Raw genomic sequence first — 15,358 nt, 5'->3', positions numbered from 1 at the left:
GCTAAAGCCGCATACCGGACGCGTGGTCGCCCTCGCCCTCATCCCGCGGCAAGCCGCCGGAGGCGCCGTCACCGCCGCACTGACCCGGTCGCCGCCTGACGGTCGGACCGGGCCGACACCAACCGCCGCGCGCCGGCGCGGCATCGCGGGGACATCCACGGTGGTGTGCGGACCACGAGAGCGGTCACACCAGCGCCTCGGCGTACGGGCGGACCCGCAGGCGCCGTCCGGCGCCGGTGCCGAGGCGTACCTGGAGCCCGAGCGGCGCGGCCGCCCGGCGTACCTCGTCGACGTGCAGCGACCCGTGCCGGTCCACGGTGAGCACCGGCGGTTCCTCCGGGTCGCCCGCGGGGTCGTGGAACGACAGCAGGGTCACCGAGGTCGGCAGGTGCGCCGGATACCCGGCCCGGGCCGCCGCCTCGTCCCGGTGCGCGAGCACGACCAGGTCGTCGAGGTGGGCGAAGTCCGCCACGATGCCCTCGGCCCGCCAGTGCGCGGGCTCCTCGTCGGCGCCGGTGCGGTGCCGGGACCGGTTGGCCGAGGTGATGTAGAGGTGGCCCACCCCGGTCTCGGCGGCGGCCCGGGCGAGAAAGGCGTTTGACGGGCAGACCAGCCCGGGCGCGATCACCTGGGTGGTGCGTACCCCACGGTCGTGCTGGGTCAGGTGGGCGGGCAGCCCGCTGGCGGCCGGCCCGCGGAAGCCGAACGGGCCGGCGCCGTAGAGGGCGTCCATCAGCAGGCGGACCCGCCGCTGCGGCAGCCGGTGCGGCACCAGCGACCAGTCGAACATGCCGGCTATCCGGGCGGGCGTGGCGACGATGCTGCCGACCTGGCCGGCCGGCCGGCCTTTGGCGAGGTTGACCCGGCGCACGGTGGCGGCGTCCGGCCGGGTGACGATGGCGTAGAAGTTCGCGAAGGCGACCGCGACGACCGCGCCGTCGGCGAGGGCGCGGGCCGCCACGGCGACGTCCTCGGCACGGTCGATGAACAGGTGCGGTGTCCAGGCGCCCATGGATCCTCCTCGGCGGGCCGTGGGGCAGTTGTACGTCCCCCGCAGGGCCGGGCACGCGGGTCGGTCCTCGATCCGATAGTCGACCGGCCGGAGCCGGTGCGGGCGGCCGATCCCCCCGCCGTACCACCGGCCGGCCGCGCCGGACGGACGGACGGTCGGGTCCGCCGATCGGCGGCGCCGTTAGCCGGTCGACGCGATTGGGTACAACGCCTGCACCTCGAAACCCACCACCCCTGGAGGCAGTCATGCGCGGCACCTCGATAGTCGGAGTCCTGGTCGTGATCTGGCTGATCATCGGCGCGATCGCCGCCGGTCAGCGCGGCTACTACGGCGACGACGACACGAACTGCGCGGAGGCCGGCACCATCCTGGTGACCATCGTGGCCGGACCGCTGAACTACATCGGCGCCAACCCGAAGGTCGACTGCGAGCTGCCCGAGCCGTCCCGGTAGGACGTCCCGCCCCGGCCCGCGCTCCGGCGCGGGCCGTCGTGCGTCCGGGTCCGGCAGGTCACCTCCGCCGGACCGGCCCGGCCACGGTGACCGGCCGGGACAGCCGGGCCGGGGCGGACGGTCCAGACTGGTCACCATGTCCGAGACGACCGAGACCCGACACAGCTACGACCGGGTGGCCGACCGGTACGCGACGGAGATCGGCGACGAGCTGACCGGCAAGCCGCTGGACCGGGCGCTGCTCGCCGCGCTGGCCGAGTTCGGCGCCGGCGGGCCGGTGCTGGACGTGGGCTGCGGGCCCGGCCAGGCGGCGGCCGAGCTGGCCGGGCGCGGCGCGCGGCCGGTGGGCCTGGACCTGTCGCCGGCGATGTGCGCGCTGGCCACCCGCGCCACCGGGTTGCCCTGCTGCGTAGCGGACATGACCGCGCTGCCGGTCCGGTCCGCCGCGGTGGCGGCGATCGTCTGCCTGTACGCGGTGATCCACCTCGACGCGCCCGGGCGGGCCGCCGCCTACGCCGAGTTCGCCCGGGTGCTGCGCCCCGGCGGCAGCGCCCTGATCGCCTTCCACACCCGCGACGCGGAGACCCCGTCCGGACAGGCCCGCACGCACACCGACTGGTGGGGGCACCCGGTCGCGCTGACCTTCCGGTTCCTCGACCCGGCCGCCGAGGTGGCCGCCCTCGCCCGGGCCGGGCTCACCCTCACCGCGCGGCTGGACCGCCAGCCGGACCCCGACCGGGAGCACGCCAGCGAACGCTGCTACCTGCTGGTACGGCGCCCCGCCGGGTGACGTTTGCCGCCGGCCGGGCGGGGAACGGGCGTTGCTCCGAACGGCGTACGGACGGGGGCACGGGATGCAGATCGGCTACAAGCTCGCCGCGGAGGGCTACGGACCGCAGGAGATGATCCGGCAGGCGGTCCGCGCCGAGCAGGTCGGCTTCGACTTCGTCGAGATGAGCGACCACTTCCACCCGTGGCTCGACGTCCAGGGCCACTCGTCGTTCGCCTGGAGCGTGCTGGGCGCCATCGCCGCCCGGACCACCACCCTGCGGCTGGCCACCGGCGTCACCTGCCCCACTGTCCGCTACCACCCGGCGATCATCGCCCAGGCCGCCGCCACCCTGGCCCTGATCTCCGACGGCCGGTTCACCCTCGGCGTGGGCGCCGGCGAGCGGCTCAACGAGCACGTGGTCGGGCAGGGCTTCCCGAGCGTGCGCGGACGGCACGAGCGGCTCCGCGAGGCGCTGGAGATCATCCGGCTGCTCTGGCAGGGCGGCTACCAGTCGTACGAGGGCAAGCACCTGCAGCTGGAGGACGCCCGGGTCTTCGACCTGCCGGACACCCCGCCGGTGATCGCGGTGGCGGCCAGCGGCCCGGACTCCGCCGCGCTCGCCGCCGAGCTGGGCGACGGGCTGTTCGCCACCGAGCCGAAGGGGTCGATCGTCGAGCACTACCGCTCGGCCGGCGGGCAGGGCCCCCGGTACGCGGAGGTGCCGCTGGCCTGGGCCACCGACGAGGGGCAGGCGGTGCAGGCGGTGCTGCAGACCAGCCGCTGGATGGTCACCGGCTGGAAGGTGATGAGCGAGCTGCCCAACCCGGTCAACTTCGACGCCGCCAGCTCGTACGTGGAGGAGCGGCACGTCCGCGAGTTGTTCGCCGTCGGCCCCGACCCGGAGGCGCACGTCCAGGCGGTGCGGCCGTACCTCGAGGCCGGCTTCGACCACATCGTGCTGCAGAACGCCGGCCCGGACCCGGACGGCTTCCTGGACTTCTTCGCCGCCGAGCTGGCCGGTCGGCTGCGCGCGCTCGGCTGAGCCGGACGGGGGCGGCCCGCCGGGGCGATCGGAGGATCGTCCCCAGCGGGCCGCGGATGGGCGGAGCCGATGGTCGCGGTCAGCGGAAGCAGTGGGTGACCGGCACCCGGGAGCCCGCGCAGTTGGTGGGCCGGTTCTCGATGACGTCGGTCTCGTCGTCGACCGTCACCCGCGCCCGGTCGGCGTGGATGCCGCCCGGCGCGCCGGTCGCGCCGTTGCGGATCACCTCGCTGCGGTAGAGCGTGAGCTGCCCGAGGGCGGCGAAGATGCCGCCGCCGGTGGACCGGGCGCCGACGGCGCCGTTGTGGCTCACCTCGCTCTGCCGCACCAGCAGGTTGGACTTCTCGGCGTAGAGGCCGCCGCCGTTGCCGCGCGCGGTGTTGCCGGCCACGACGCTGTCGTCGAGCGGGACCAGCCCCTGGAAGGTGGAGATCCCGCCGCCGTTGCCGGTGGCGGTGTTGTCCCGCACCGTGAGGCGGCGCAGGAACAGCACCGCGTCCGAGTTGGCCAGGCCGCCACCGACCTGGGCGGTGTTGCCGAGGACCTTGGTGTCCGTGACCCGGGTCCGGGCCGAGAAGCTGGCCACGCCACCGCCGTGGGTGGCGGTGTTGTGCGCGAAGGTGCTGCCCTGCACCTCGGCCGCGCCCCGGTAGTTGGCCAACCCGCCGCCGTACGCGACGGCGCTGTTGTCGCGGAACTCGGAGCGGTGCATGGTGAGGACGCCGCCGTTGAGGAACCCGCCGCCCTTGCCCGCCTTGCCGGCCGCGTTGTTCGCCACGAAGGTGCTCTCGTCGACCACCATGTTGCCGTCGTTGAAGATGGCGCCACCGCCGCCCTCCGCCGAGAGCGAGACGCTGTGCGTGATCGTGGTGCGCTCGACGACGGCCGACGCGCCGTGCACGACGTGGATGGCGCCGCCCTCGGCGGCCGACCGGCCGTTGCGCAGGACGACGTCGCGCAGCGTCAACTCCCCGCCGTCGCGGACGGTGAAGAACCGGAACGCCTCGGCGTCGGTCTTCCGGACGATGGTGGCGCCGGAGCCCTCGATGGTCACCGGGTGGTAGATCACCGGCAGGCCGGCCTTGTCGTCGGCCGGGTTGCGGGGCGGCGCCTCGGCGTCACCGGGGTTCTCCGCCGTGTCGGCGGCCTCCCGGGCGTCGCGGATCCCGCCGTCGTACTGGTCGGGCTGGCGGAACGCGTGGGTGAGCGGGTAGGTGCACTCCGGCGCGAGCCGGATCGTGCCGCCGCCCTCGGCGTTGACCCGTACCAGCGCCGCGATGAGCCGGGCGGAGTCGCACGGCACCGCGACCGGTTCCCGGTGCCACCGGTTGCCACCGCCGTCGCGGTGCCGCTGCCGGTCGTCCCCGGTGCGGCGCGACTCCTGCGGGTCGCCTCCGGCGGCCCGCTCCCAGCCGCTGCGCACGTCGTCCGGTCGCTCGCCGGCGCGGTTCGGGTCGGTGTCGCCGTTGCGCACCAGCGCGGGCCGGCCCTGGTCGCCGGCGGCGGGCCGCTGGTCGGCGGCGCTCGCCACGCCTGCGGTGAGCCCCGCGCCGACCACCAGGCTGCCCGCCACGACACCGCCGGCTAAGAACCACCGGGATCGTCGCCTGGGTCGTGCTGGCCGCCCGCTCCCCTGGTAGGTGGACATGACGCTTCCCTGCCTCTCGTGCGTGGATGACACGGCCGCCCCGCAACGGGCGCGGGGTGGCTGGCTCGCCGCAGCCACCGAAGGTCACGATACGGTCGTTAAACGGACAAGTCCGTCGAACATGAATAAAAGCGCCGTTCGCCTTCATCTACCCCAGGGGGACCGAAAGCCCGCGGCCAGCCGTCGGTCAACCACCCACGTGGATGCCGGGCCGGCGGGTGGGATCGGGCTCCGAGCGGCGCAGGATCTCCCGGACCACCGGCGGGGTGTCGCCGCGACCGAGGATCAGGTAGCGCAGCAGGTGGGCGACCGGGCTCCCCTCCGACCACTCGAAGTGCGCGTGCGGCCGCACCCCGGTGGCGTCGCGCAGGGCGAGCAGGATCGCCGCGATGGCGTTCGGGGCGGCCGGGCTGCTGGCCCGCAGCACCCGGAACCCGCCGACCTCCACGCCGTGCACCCGCAGCACCTGGCTGAACCCGGACGGGTCGACCACGTCGATCTCCAGGAAGAGCACGTCGGCCGCGCCCGGCACCGGGTTCATCCCGCGCTGCGCGCGCTCCTTGACGGTGTACTCCTTGACCGCGCCGCTGTCGCGCTTGTTGGCGATCAGGTGCAGCCGGCCGTCGTGCGCCAGCGACTCGCGGATGTAGCGCCGGGCCGGCTCGTCGAACTCGATCCGCTCGGCGCGCAGCTCGGTGGTGCGGCTGACCCGGGAGACCAGCGAGACGGCGATGATGCCGAGGATGAACAGGGCGGAGATGGTGATCCCGTCCGGTTTCTCGATCACGTTCTCGACCAGCGCGTAGAGCAGCACGAGGACGAGCACGGTGAAGCCGGTGGCCAGGCCCCGGCGGTGCTGGCGGACCGCGGAGATGGCCACCGCCACCGCGGCGGAGACCATCATCGCGAGGATCCCGGTGGCGTACGCGCCGGCCTGGGCGTTCACGTCGGCCCGGAAGATGATCGTGATGGCCACGCAGACCAGGGTGTAGACGATCACCACGGGCCGCACCGCGCGGGCCCACTCGGGCGCCATCCCGTACGAGGGCAGGTAGCGGGGCACGATGTTGATCAGGCCGGCCATCGCCGAGGCGCCGGCGAACCAGAGGATCAGCATGCTGCTGATGTCGTACACCGTGCCGAAGCCCTCGCCGACGTGCTCGTGCGCGACGAACGCCAGCGCCCGCCCGTTGGCCGCGCCGCCCGGCGCGAACTCCTCGGCGGGAATCAACACAGTGGTGACGAAGGTGGTGGCGACCAGGTACACCGACATGATCAGCGCGGCGGTGGTGAGCAGCTTGCGGGTGTTGCGGATCCGGGCGGCCAGCCGCGCCTGCGGGTCCGGGCCGCGGCCGGCCACCAGCGGCATCATGCTCACCCCGGTCTCGAAGCCGGACAGGCCCAGCACCAGCAGCGGGAAGGCGAGCACGGCGGTCAGCGCCACCGAGGCGGGCCCCCCGGTGACGGTCAGCGCGGCGGTCCAGTCCGACAGCCGGGCCGGGTCCGCCACGATCTCGGCCACCCCGACCGCCACGATCACCGCGTTGAGGGCGAGGAAGACCGCGACCAGCGGGATCGCCACCACCACCGCCTCGCGGAACCCGAGCAGGAACACGCCGCCGAGCACCAGCAGCAGGAACACGGTCACCGCCACCGCCACGACCGGGCCGCCGAACCCCGCCGGCAGGTACGGGTTCTCCAGCAGGTGCACGGTGGCGTCGGCCGAGGAGAGGGTGATCGTGATGATCCACGAGGTGGCCACGAAGCCGAGCAGGACGAGGACGAAGATCTTGCCCCGCCAGAACGGCAGCAGCCGCTCCAGCATCGCCACCGAGCCCTGCCCGTGCGGGCTCTCCCGGGCCACCCGCCGGTACATCGGGAGCATGCCGAACAGGGTGAGCGCCACGATCAGCAGGGTCGCCAGCGGGGACAGCGCCCCGGCCGCCACCGCCGCGATACCGGGCAGGTAGGACAGCGTCGAGAAGTAGTCCACGCCGGTCAGACACATCACCTGCCACCAGGCGTGCGACCGGGCCTGCCGCTCGGTGGTCTCCGGGCCGAGCGGCTGCACCTGGTGCTGGAACAGCCACCGGCGCAGCCGGCCCTCCGGCTCCCGCCGGCGCACCAGGTTCTCCACCCGCTCCGGGACGTCGACCCGACGGCCCGCGCGGTCGCCGGGCCGGGTCGGGTCGCGTGCGGCACGAAGCTCCGGCGCCGGGCCCCGGGACGCCGGCTGCGGGCGGCCCCGCGGGCGTCGCGTCTTCCCCCGCTGCTCGTCAGCCATCCCCCGTCCCACCCCCAGCCGTCCTGCCCCGACGGTAGGCGGTGCCCGGCCGCCGCCCGGGCGGAACGGACGAAGCCGGCCGGAGTCCCCGCCGGGGCGGGTCCGGCCGGACGCCGGGACGGCTCAGCGGGTCACCGGGACGGCTCAGCGGGCCACCGGGCCGGACAGCGCCCGGGCCAGCCCGTCCGGGTCGGCGACCGTCACCGTGGCCCCCGGGTGCCGCAACCAGCCGCCGGGCAGCAGGGCCGGAACCGGTTCGGCGAACCGCAGGCAGACGCCGGCCCGGGAGGTGCTGCCGAACGTGACACCGGCGTCGGCGAGCGACACGTGCGGGCCGATCGCCCGCCACCAGCGGTACGGCCCGGCGACCTCCACCCCGGTGACGTTGCCCCGGCCGGTCCGCAGCCGCCACGGGCCGAACCGGACGAGAACCTCCGCGTCGTCGACCCGTACCCAGGCGGTCGCCGGCCGGACGCCGAGCAGCGCGAGAGCCGGCCGGAACACCGCGTCGAACCGGAAGGCGAACCGATGGGTCACCGGACCCCACCCCGGCGACGCCCGTCGCCCGGCCGGGCGGGTCGGGGCGGTGCGTCGGGTCGGGGGCGGGGTCGCGCCGCGGGGCGGCGCCAGGTCTGGACGTCCATGGCCCGCGCGTACCCCGTGCGGGCCGGCCGACACCCCCCGGCCGGCCGGCCCTCCCCCACGGTCGCGGCGGGCACCCCCCGGGCCCGGCCGCGATGCCTCCGCGTCCGCCGCCCCTCGCGGATCGTCCGGCCGGGTCCCCCCGTGCCGGCCGGCGACCCGCCGGCGGACCTGTCCCCGCGCCCCACGTGGGCGGAGCGCGGGGACCCCCCGTCCCGGCTACTGCAGGAACGCCCCCAGGGGCGAGAGCAGCAGCCGACCGAGCAGCGCGGCGTTGTCGTCCAGCCGCGCGCGCTCGCACTCGTGGGCCGCCGGATCGTGCCGGCAGCGCCAGATCTTCTGCGCGTTGCGCCAGGCGACGTCGCGGGTGTACTCGATCAGTTCACCCTGGTACCAGTCGTCGATGTCGCCGTTGAGCATGTCGATGAGCAGTTGCCAGCGGTCCAGGTAGCCGCGCCGCAGCCCCGGGATCTTGTCGGCGAAGATGTTGTTGATCTCGAGGTAGTCGCGGTGCTGGTCGGTGCCGTCGACCGGCTCCGACTCCAGGCTGTCGAACGTGGTGACCAGCGCGAACGGCAGGTCGAAGTTGATGTGCGCGTTCACCCCGGCGGCGGCCGAGGGCAGCGGCCGGGCGTCCGGGCCGCGCATCCGCTCGAACAGGCACGACCAGGCCTTGGGGCAGCCGGGGCTGGAGTCCGTCCAGAGCCGCAACGCGTCGAAGTAGCGGGCCGCGAACTCGACGTCGAGCCGGGACAGGAACACCGGGTCGGCGAACCGGTCGTCGTAGAGACCGTCCAGCACGCTGGTGGTGATGGTCAGGTAGAGCTTGTTGAAGTCGGCCAGCGGGCAGCTCTCCTCCAGCGGAGGCAGCCGCACCAGCAGATCCTGGAGCTTGGTGAGGTGGTCCACCACCGCCGGCACGTCGGCCGGATGGTCGGCGAGCAGGTCGACGATGTCCCGGTGCACGGGCCCCCAAACCGGTTCCGTCATCTTCTCCTCCACCTCGCCGCGCCAGACCCCGTCGGTGACACGGCACAGCCTTCCAGCCGGCGGCGGTCCGCCGGATCAGTAGAACGACGTATCCGTACCGCGCGCGTCAGGCCGACCGGCTACGCAGGTAGATCGCGCTGGCCTGGACCCGGGTGCGGACCTGGAGCTTGTCGAAGATGTGCGACACGTGCACGCCGATGGTCCGCTCGCTGATGAACAGCCGCTGCCCGATCTCCTTGTTGGTCAACCCCTCGGCCACGGCGGCGAGCACCTCGCGCTCCCGGGCGGTCAGCACCGCCAGCTCGTCGCCGTCCGGACCGGCGGCCGCGCCGGCGTCGCCGACCGCGCCGTGCTCCTCCAGGCGCACCCGGGCCCGGCCGGCCAGGGTACGGATCTCCGAGGTCAACGGCACCGCGCCGAGCCCCTGGGCCACCTGGTACGCCTGTTGCAGCAGCTTGCCAGCGGTGGCGCTGCGGCTGCGCCGGGCCAGCAGCGCCTCGGCCTGCCGCAGCCGCGAGTAGGCGGCCGGATAGGGGTGGTTGCGCCGGTCCCACTCGGCCACCGACCGGGCCCACAGCTCCGGATCGTTGCCGTCGAGCCGGCTCACCTCGGCGGCGCAGAGCGCCAGGAAGCCGTCGACCACGTCGCGGACGGGGCGGGCGGCGTGCTCGCTCTTGCGGGCCACCCGCTCGGCGACCTCGCGCAGCCGGCGGACCGCTGTCTGGTCGACCGCCACGGTACGGCTGGCGTGCGCCTCGGCCTCGGCCCGCAGGCCGTGCCAGACCAGCGCGGCGAGGATGCCCACGTCGTCGGAGCGGCTCTCGGTGAGCCCGCGCTGCACCGCCTGCCGGGCCAGGTCGTGCCGGCCCTGCCACATCGACAGCCCGGCGCGCAGGGTGAGCAGCGGGATCACGTGCCGGGCGCCGCCGCCGGCGAGCACCGTCGCCACCGAGTCGAGGTCCCGGTCGGCGGCCTCGATGTCGCCGTAGCCGACGGAGAGGCGGCACCGGGCCAGCAGCAGCTCCACCGCGTCGGCCCCGGACGGGCGGTGGCGCAGCGCCGCCGCGACCACCTTCTCCGCCTCGGCCCACTGGCCGACCCGGAACAGCCCGTTGGTGGCGATGGCCAGCAGCCGCGTCTCGTACGTGCGGCCGAGCCCCAGCTCGGCCACCCGCTCGGCGCCCCGGCGGGCCACCACCACGCCCTCCTCCAGGACGTTCAGCGGCCCGGTGAGCAGCTCCGCCAGGTGCAGGTACGCGCAGGCCACGTCCTCCGGCCGGCCGGCCCGCTCGGCGGTCTCCAGCGCCTCGCGCATCACCGCCAGCCCGGCGTCCGGATCCTCCAGGTACGCCTCGGAGAAGCCGAGCGCCGCGCTGGCCAGCACCACCTCGGAGGTGGAGCCCTCCACCCGCGCGGCCAGCCGCAGCGCCTCCCGGGCGCGCCGGCCGGCGTCGGCGTACCGGCCCAGGTGCAGCAGCAGCTCGGCCAGGTGGGCGGCGGCGGTGGCCCGCTCCCGGGGCGTGCAGTCGGCGGCCTCCAGCACCTTCTGGTACTCGGCCTCGGCCGGGGCGGAACGGCCGGCGGCGGCCAGGTAGCGGGCCCGCCGGATGTGCCGCGCGCAGGCGGATCCGCCGGCGTCGGCGGCCACCAGCTCCTCCAGCAGCGCCAGCGCCCGGGCGTGCTCGCCGCAGTGGTGGGCCGCCTCGGCGGCGTGTTCGAGCAGGGTGGCCCGGTCCACCGCCACCGGCCCGCCAGCCGGGGTGTCGGCCAGCTGCAACGCCACCGACCAGTGCCGGTGCGCCTCGGCGTAGCCGTGCAGCCGTTCGGCCTCCTCGGCGGCGGCCACCGCGGCCGGCAACGCCCGCGCCGGTTCGCCGGCCAGCCGCCAGTGGTGTGCCAGCCGGGCCTGGTGCAGCTCGGCCGGCGCCGCGGTGAGCGCCTCGGCGTAGCGGCGGTGCAACGCGGCCCGCTCGGCCGGCAGCAGCTCGTGCTCCAGCACCTCGGCGACGAGCCGGTGCCGCAGCCGGTAACCGTCGTCCGCGCCGACCAGCAGCCGGTGGGCGACCGCCGCGCGAACCGCCTCGATCAACTCGTCCTCGGGCTGCCGGACCACCCGGGCCAGCAGCCAGTGCTCGACCGGTTCCACGCCGGCGGCGACCGCGTGCACCACGGCGTGCGCGGGCTGGGGCAGCGCGTCCACCCGGGCGAGGAAGATCTCGCGCAGCGTGTCGGAGAGCCCGTCCCGCCCGTCGCGCAGGTCGCGGGCCAGTTCCTCGACGACGAACGGGTTGCCGCCGCTGCGCCGCCAGATCTGCTCCGCCGCCTCGGGGGCCAGCGGGCGGCCGACCACGGCGGCGGCGAGCCGCTCGGTGTCGGGGCGGTCCAGCGGGGCCAGGTCGAGCACCCGCACCGACCGCAGCCGGCGCAGCTCGGTGAGCACCCGGCGCAGCGGGTGCGCGCCCTGCAACGACTCGGCCCGCACCGCGGCCAGCACCGACAGCTGGAGGTCGCCGAGCCCGGCCAGCAGGTAGAGCAGCAGCTGACGGGTGCTCCGGTCGACCCACTGCAGGTCGTCGAGGACGAGCACCAGCGGCCGCCCCTCGGCGATCAGGTGCAGCCCCCGGGAGACCCGCTCCAGCAGCGCGCCAGCGCCGTCGGTCTCGTCGGCGAAGGTCTGCAGCAGCCCGCGTACCGCCAGCGAGGTACGGGCGTGCGCGGCGGTCAGCTCGGCGTCGAAGCGGCGCAGCGCCTGCAGCAGCGGGTGCAGCGGCGAGGCGTCGCCGATGTCCAGACAGGAACCGGTGAGCACCAGGGCGCCGGCGTCGCGCAGCCGGGCGCCCACCTCGCGCAGCAGCCGGGTCTTGCCCACGCCGCTCTCACCGGTGAGGAAGACCGCGGCGGTGTGCCCCGGCGCCACGTCGTCGAGCAACGCCGACCGCACCGCCGTCAGCAGGTCGGCCCGGCCGACGAGCGGTGCGGTGTCCACATCGCTGGCCATGGCACGCAGCCTAGTCACAGGTCCCCGCACCGTTCTACGGCCGGGACGCGGGTGTGGTACTCCTCGCGTCGACATCGCGACCAAAGGCTGTGCACGGCCGACATACGTCGTTCTGCCGATCCCCCGTCGGCCCGGTGGTGACAGTCTCCGAAGGTCATCAGGCAGGAACGGGGGGAGAGAGGCGGTGTCCAGTGCCCACCACCATCGCCGCAGCGACGCCGGCCGGGTCCGCACGCTGGCCGGTGCCCGAGGAGCGCCGGATGGTCACCGTACTGTTCGTCGACATCGTCGGATCCACCGCGCTGGTCGACCGGCTGGACCCGGAGGACGTCCGGGCCCTGCAACGGTCCTACTTCGACACCGTCGGCGAGGTGCTGCGGCGCTGGCACGGGGTGGTCGAGAAGTACATCGGTGACGCCGTCATGGCGCTCTTCGGCGCCCGCGACTCCGACGGCTTCGACGCGTACCGGGCGGTGCGGGCCGGGCTGGAGATGCAGCGGGCCCTGGACCGGCGGGCGCTGGCCGGTGGGCCGCGGCTGCGGGTGCGGATCGGGGTGGCGACCGGCGAGGCGGTGGTGGACCTGGCCGGCGCCCGCGACGGCGGGCACGGCGCGGCCAGCGGCGCGGTGATCACCACCGCGGCCCGGCTCCAGGGGTACGCCCCGCCGGGCGGGGTGGCGCTCTGCGCGGCCACCCACCGGGCCACCGCCGGCCTGGTCGAGCAGTGCCGGATCCCGCCGGTGGCGCTGGCCGGCAAGGCGTCGCCGGTCGACGTCTGGCACGCCACCGCGCTGGTGCGGCCGGCGCCGGTGCGGCACGACGGCCCGTTCCTCGGCCGCCGTCGGGAGGTCGCCGCCGCCCGGGACCAGCTCGTCCGGGCGGTACGCGACCGCCGCCCGCGCTGGGTGTCGCTGGTCGGCCCGGCCGGCAGCGGGCGCAGCCGGCTGCTGTCCGAGCTGAGCCGGTCCGTCGCCTCGGTCGACGAGGTGCCGGTCCGCTGGTGCCTGGCGCACTGCCCGCCGTACCCGGACCACCCGCTGGCGCCGGTCGCGGAACTGGTCCGCGGCCACACCGGCCTGCGCGCCACCGACCCGCCCGCCCGGGTACGCCGGCGGCTCGCCGCCGCCCTCGCCGGCCTGGTGCCGCCCGAGCGCCTGCCGGCGAGCGTGTCCACGCTGGCCCGGCTGCTGGCCCGGCCGGACGCCGGCGACGCGGCCGAGGCGGCGGCGCTCTGGCGGGAGGCGCTGCTGGCGCTGGCCGCCCGGCAGCCGGTGGTGGTGGCGGTGGACGACGTGGACCGGGCCGCGCCCGAGGTGGCCGACTTCCTGCGGGCGCTGCTCGCCGCGGCCACCGAGCGCCGGCTGCCCCTGGCGGTGGTCACCGCCCACCGTCCGCAGTGGGCGGAGCCGCTGCCGCGGCCGGCGGTGTTGGTCGAGCTGCGGCCGCTCGGCGCGGTGGACAGCGGCCGGCTGCTGCGCCACCTGCTCCGCCGGGCCGGCCGGCCGGTCGCGCTGGTGGACCGGCTGCTCCCCCTGGTCGGGGGCAGCCCCGGCCACGCGGCGGCGTACGTCCGGTCGCTGGTCGAGGGGGCGGACAACGCGGCGGAACTGCCGGTGCCCGAACCGGTCCGCCGGGCCGTCGACGCGCGGCTGGACCGGCTCGACGGCGACCAGCGGGCGGCGCTGATGGCCGTGGCCAGCCGGGCGACGGACTGCCCGGCGCCGACGGTGGACCGGCTGCTCGGCTGGACGCCGGGGCGGGCCCGGCCGGTGCTGCGGTCGTTGGTCGCCCTCGGCCTGCTGACCAGCGGGCCGGCCGGCGGCTACGCCGTCGCCGAGGTGGTGGTGCGCCAGGTCGCGTACGCCCGGCTGCCCCGGGCGGTGCGCGCCGAGTTCGCCCGGCGTGCCGCCGGGCCGCGCCACCTGGGGCCGGCGCCGGTCCCCGCCGCCCAGCCGGTCCGCCGACCCGCCGGCACACCCGCACGCCCCGCACCCGGGCCGGGCACCGACCGCCGCCCTCGCAGCGCGCCGGTGCACGCCGTACCGGACCCGGCCACGCCGCGCCGACCGGCCGGCACACCGGCACCCACCGCGCCGAACCTGGCCACGCTGCGCCGGCGAGCTGGCGCAGCGGCACCCGCCGCAACCACGCGCATGAGGACCGCTGTCCCGCCCGCCGGCGCCGCCCGCACCGCGTCCACGCCGGGCCCCGTTCGTCCCGTCGGCAAGCGGGACCGGCACCACGCGTCGCCCCTGATCCGGCCGCCGCGCCGGACGGTGGTGCCACTGCGATCGCCGGCACCACCGGCCCCGCCACCCCGCGCCGGCGGCGACCCCGGCGGCCCCGCGCTGGCAGCGGGCCCCGGCACGGCAGCCGGCGTCGGCGGGCGGTTGCGGCGGGGTGCCGCCGCGTTCGGGGAGGGCGGATCGGGTCGATCCGATCCGGCGGGGGCCGGGCACGGGCGCGCACCGTGGGTGCGGGCGCCGACCCGGGCGGCCGCCTGACGGCGGCCCGGGTGGCCGGTTCTCCCCCACGATCCAAGCTATCAGTCGACACCCCCGGGCGGTATCGGGTGCGCGGCCGAGTGCGCAGGTCAGTGCCGTTGGTTAGGTTGGCCCGATGCCTACCGACGAGATCACCGCGGCCGCCGCGGGCAGCTGGACACTGGGCGACCGCGCCGTGCACCGGATGGGGTTCGGCTCGATGCGACTCACCGCGAACCCGGACCGGGAGCTGGCCATCCGCGTCCTGCGACGCGCGGTCGAGCTGGGCGTCAACCACATCGACACCGCCGCCTTCTACTTCTCTCCGGGCGGGCCGCTGCGGGTGGGCACCGGTCCCGTCCGGTACGCCACCGAACTGATCCGCGCGGCCCTGCACCCCTACCCCGACGACCTGGTCATCGCCACCAAGGTCGGCCCGGACTACCGCACCACGGCGTGGAGCGGTGAACTGACCGGCCCCGCCGACCTGCGCCGGCAGGTCGAGGAGAACCTGCGCCGGCTGGGCCGCGACCACCTCGACGTGGTGAACCTGCGGATCGTGCGCCGGCCCGGCGACGACTCGGTGGCGGAGCGCTTCGCCGCCCTCGCCGAGCTGCGGGACGCCGGGCTGATCCGGCACCTGGGGCTGTCCAACGTCCGGGTCGACCACCTCGACGAGGCGCAGGCGATCGCGCCGGTGGTGTGCGTGCAGAACGCGTACGCCGTCGACACCCACCGGACCTCGGACGAGCTGCTGCGGGTCTGCGGCGAGCGGGGCGTGGCGTTCGTGCCCTTCTTCGCGCTGGCCGGGGCGGGCCGCGAGGCCGGCGCGTCCGCCGAGCACGACGCGGCCGTGCGAGAGATCGCCGACGCGCACGGGGCGACCCCGCACCAGGTGCGGCTGGCCTGGACGCTGCACCAGGGCCCGCACGTGCTGGCCATCCCCGGCACCGGCGACCCGGAGCACCTGGCGCAGAACGTCGCCGCCGGCGCGCTGCGGCTCTCCCCCGACGAGCTGGCCCGCCTCGGCTGACC

The 15,358-nt window shown here is 76.0% G+C and carries 11 protein-coding genes; 5 read left to right on the top strand and 6 right to left on the bottom strand.

Annotation, left to right across the window (positions count from 1 at the left end; translation table 11 throughout):
* Positions 1-184: 184 nt before the first annotated feature.
* Positions 185-1,012, bottom strand: a complete 828-nt coding sequence (locus Q3W71_RS26650) for a hypothetical protein (protein WP_302922220.1) — start codon at positions 1,010-1,012, stop codon at positions 185-187.
* 245 nt (positions 1,013-1,257) lie between these two features.
* On the opposite strand from Q3W71_RS26650, the gene Q3W71_RS26645 reads away from it, so the two are divergent.
* The 3 genes from Q3W71_RS26645 to Q3W71_RS26635 all read left to right on the top strand — a co-directional run bounded on the left by Q3W71_RS26645 (position 1,258) and on the right by Q3W71_RS26635 (position 3,278).
* Positions 1,258-1,464 carry a hypothetical protein gene (locus Q3W71_RS26645; RefSeq protein ID WP_302922219.1) on the top strand — a complete coding sequence of 69 codons (207 nt, stop codon included), beginning with the start codon at positions 1,258-1,260 and terminating at the stop codon, positions 1,462-1,464.
* Between the two features lie 136 nt (positions 1,465-1,600).
* Positions 1,601-2,254 (top strand): class I SAM-dependent methyltransferase, encoded by a 654-nt coding sequence (locus tag Q3W71_RS26640; RefSeq protein ID WP_302922218.1) that lies wholly within the window; start codon positions 1,601-1,603, stop codon positions 2,252-2,254.
* Positions 2,255-2,318: 64 nt separating this feature from the next.
* Positions 2,319-3,278, top strand: a complete 960-nt coding sequence (locus tag Q3W71_RS26635; protein WP_302922217.1) for a TIGR03557 family F420-dependent LLM class oxidoreductase — start codon at positions 2,319-2,321, stop codon at positions 3,276-3,278.
* A 79-nt stretch (positions 3,279-3,357) separates the two neighbouring features.
* Here the strand turns inward: Q3W71_RS26635 and Q3W71_RS26630 are convergent, their stop codons facing one another.
* From Q3W71_RS26630 to Q3W71_RS26610, 5 genes are all read right to left on the bottom strand, one after another.
* Positions 3,358-4,926: a right-handed parallel beta-helix repeat-containing protein gene (locus Q3W71_RS26630; RefSeq protein WP_302922216.1), complete on the bottom strand. Its 1,569-nt coding sequence runs from the start codon at positions 4,924-4,926 to the stop codon at positions 3,358-3,360.
* Between the two features lie 187 nt (positions 4,927-5,113).
* The gene (locus tag Q3W71_RS26625; protein WP_302922215.1) at positions 5,114-7,210 is read right to left on the bottom strand and encodes an amino acid transporter; all 2,097 of its coding nucleotides are present in this window, start codon (positions 7,208-7,210) and stop codon (positions 5,114-5,116) included.
* Positions 7,211-7,354: 144 nt separating this feature from the next.
* Positions 7,355-7,747 carry a hypothetical protein gene (locus Q3W71_RS26620; RefSeq protein WP_302922214.1) on the bottom strand — a complete coding sequence of 131 codons (393 nt, stop codon included), beginning with the start codon at positions 7,745-7,747 and terminating at the stop codon, positions 7,355-7,357.
* A 324-nt stretch (positions 7,748-8,071) separates the two neighbouring features.
* Positions 8,072-8,842 (bottom strand): DUF5995 family protein, encoded by a 771-nt coding sequence (locus Q3W71_RS26615; RefSeq protein ID WP_302922213.1) that lies wholly within the window; start codon positions 8,840-8,842, stop codon positions 8,072-8,074.
* A 106-nt stretch (positions 8,843-8,948) separates the two neighbouring features.
* On the bottom strand, positions 8,949-11,840 hold the full coding sequence (locus Q3W71_RS26610; protein ID WP_302922212.1) for a helix-turn-helix transcriptional regulator: 2,892 nt from the start codon (positions 11,838-11,840) through the stop codon (positions 8,949-8,951).
* Positions 11,841-12,100: 260 nt separating this feature from the next.
* On the opposite strand from Q3W71_RS26610, the gene Q3W71_RS26605 reads away from it, so the two are divergent.
* Both Q3W71_RS26605 and Q3W71_RS26600 read left to right on the top strand, forming a co-directional pair.
* Positions 12,101-14,344 (top strand): adenylate/guanylate cyclase domain-containing protein, encoded by a 2,244-nt coding sequence (locus tag Q3W71_RS26605; protein ID WP_302922211.1) that lies wholly within the window; start codon positions 12,101-12,103, stop codon positions 14,342-14,344.
* Between the two features lie 115 nt (positions 14,345-14,459).
* Positions 14,460-15,356, top strand: a complete 897-nt coding sequence (locus Q3W71_RS26600; protein ID WP_302922210.1) for an aldo/keto reductase — start codon at positions 14,460-14,462, stop codon at positions 15,354-15,356.
* Positions 15,357-15,358: the final 2 nt, after the last annotated feature.

It is taken from the genome of Micromonospora sp. C28SCA-DRY-2 (assembly GCF_030519475.1).
Lineage (GTDB): Bacteria > Actinomycetota > Actinomycetes > Mycobacteriales > Micromonosporaceae > Micromonospora.
The sequence above is the reverse complement of the archived record's forward strand: the minus strand, read 5'-3'. Positions and strand labels throughout refer to the sequence as shown.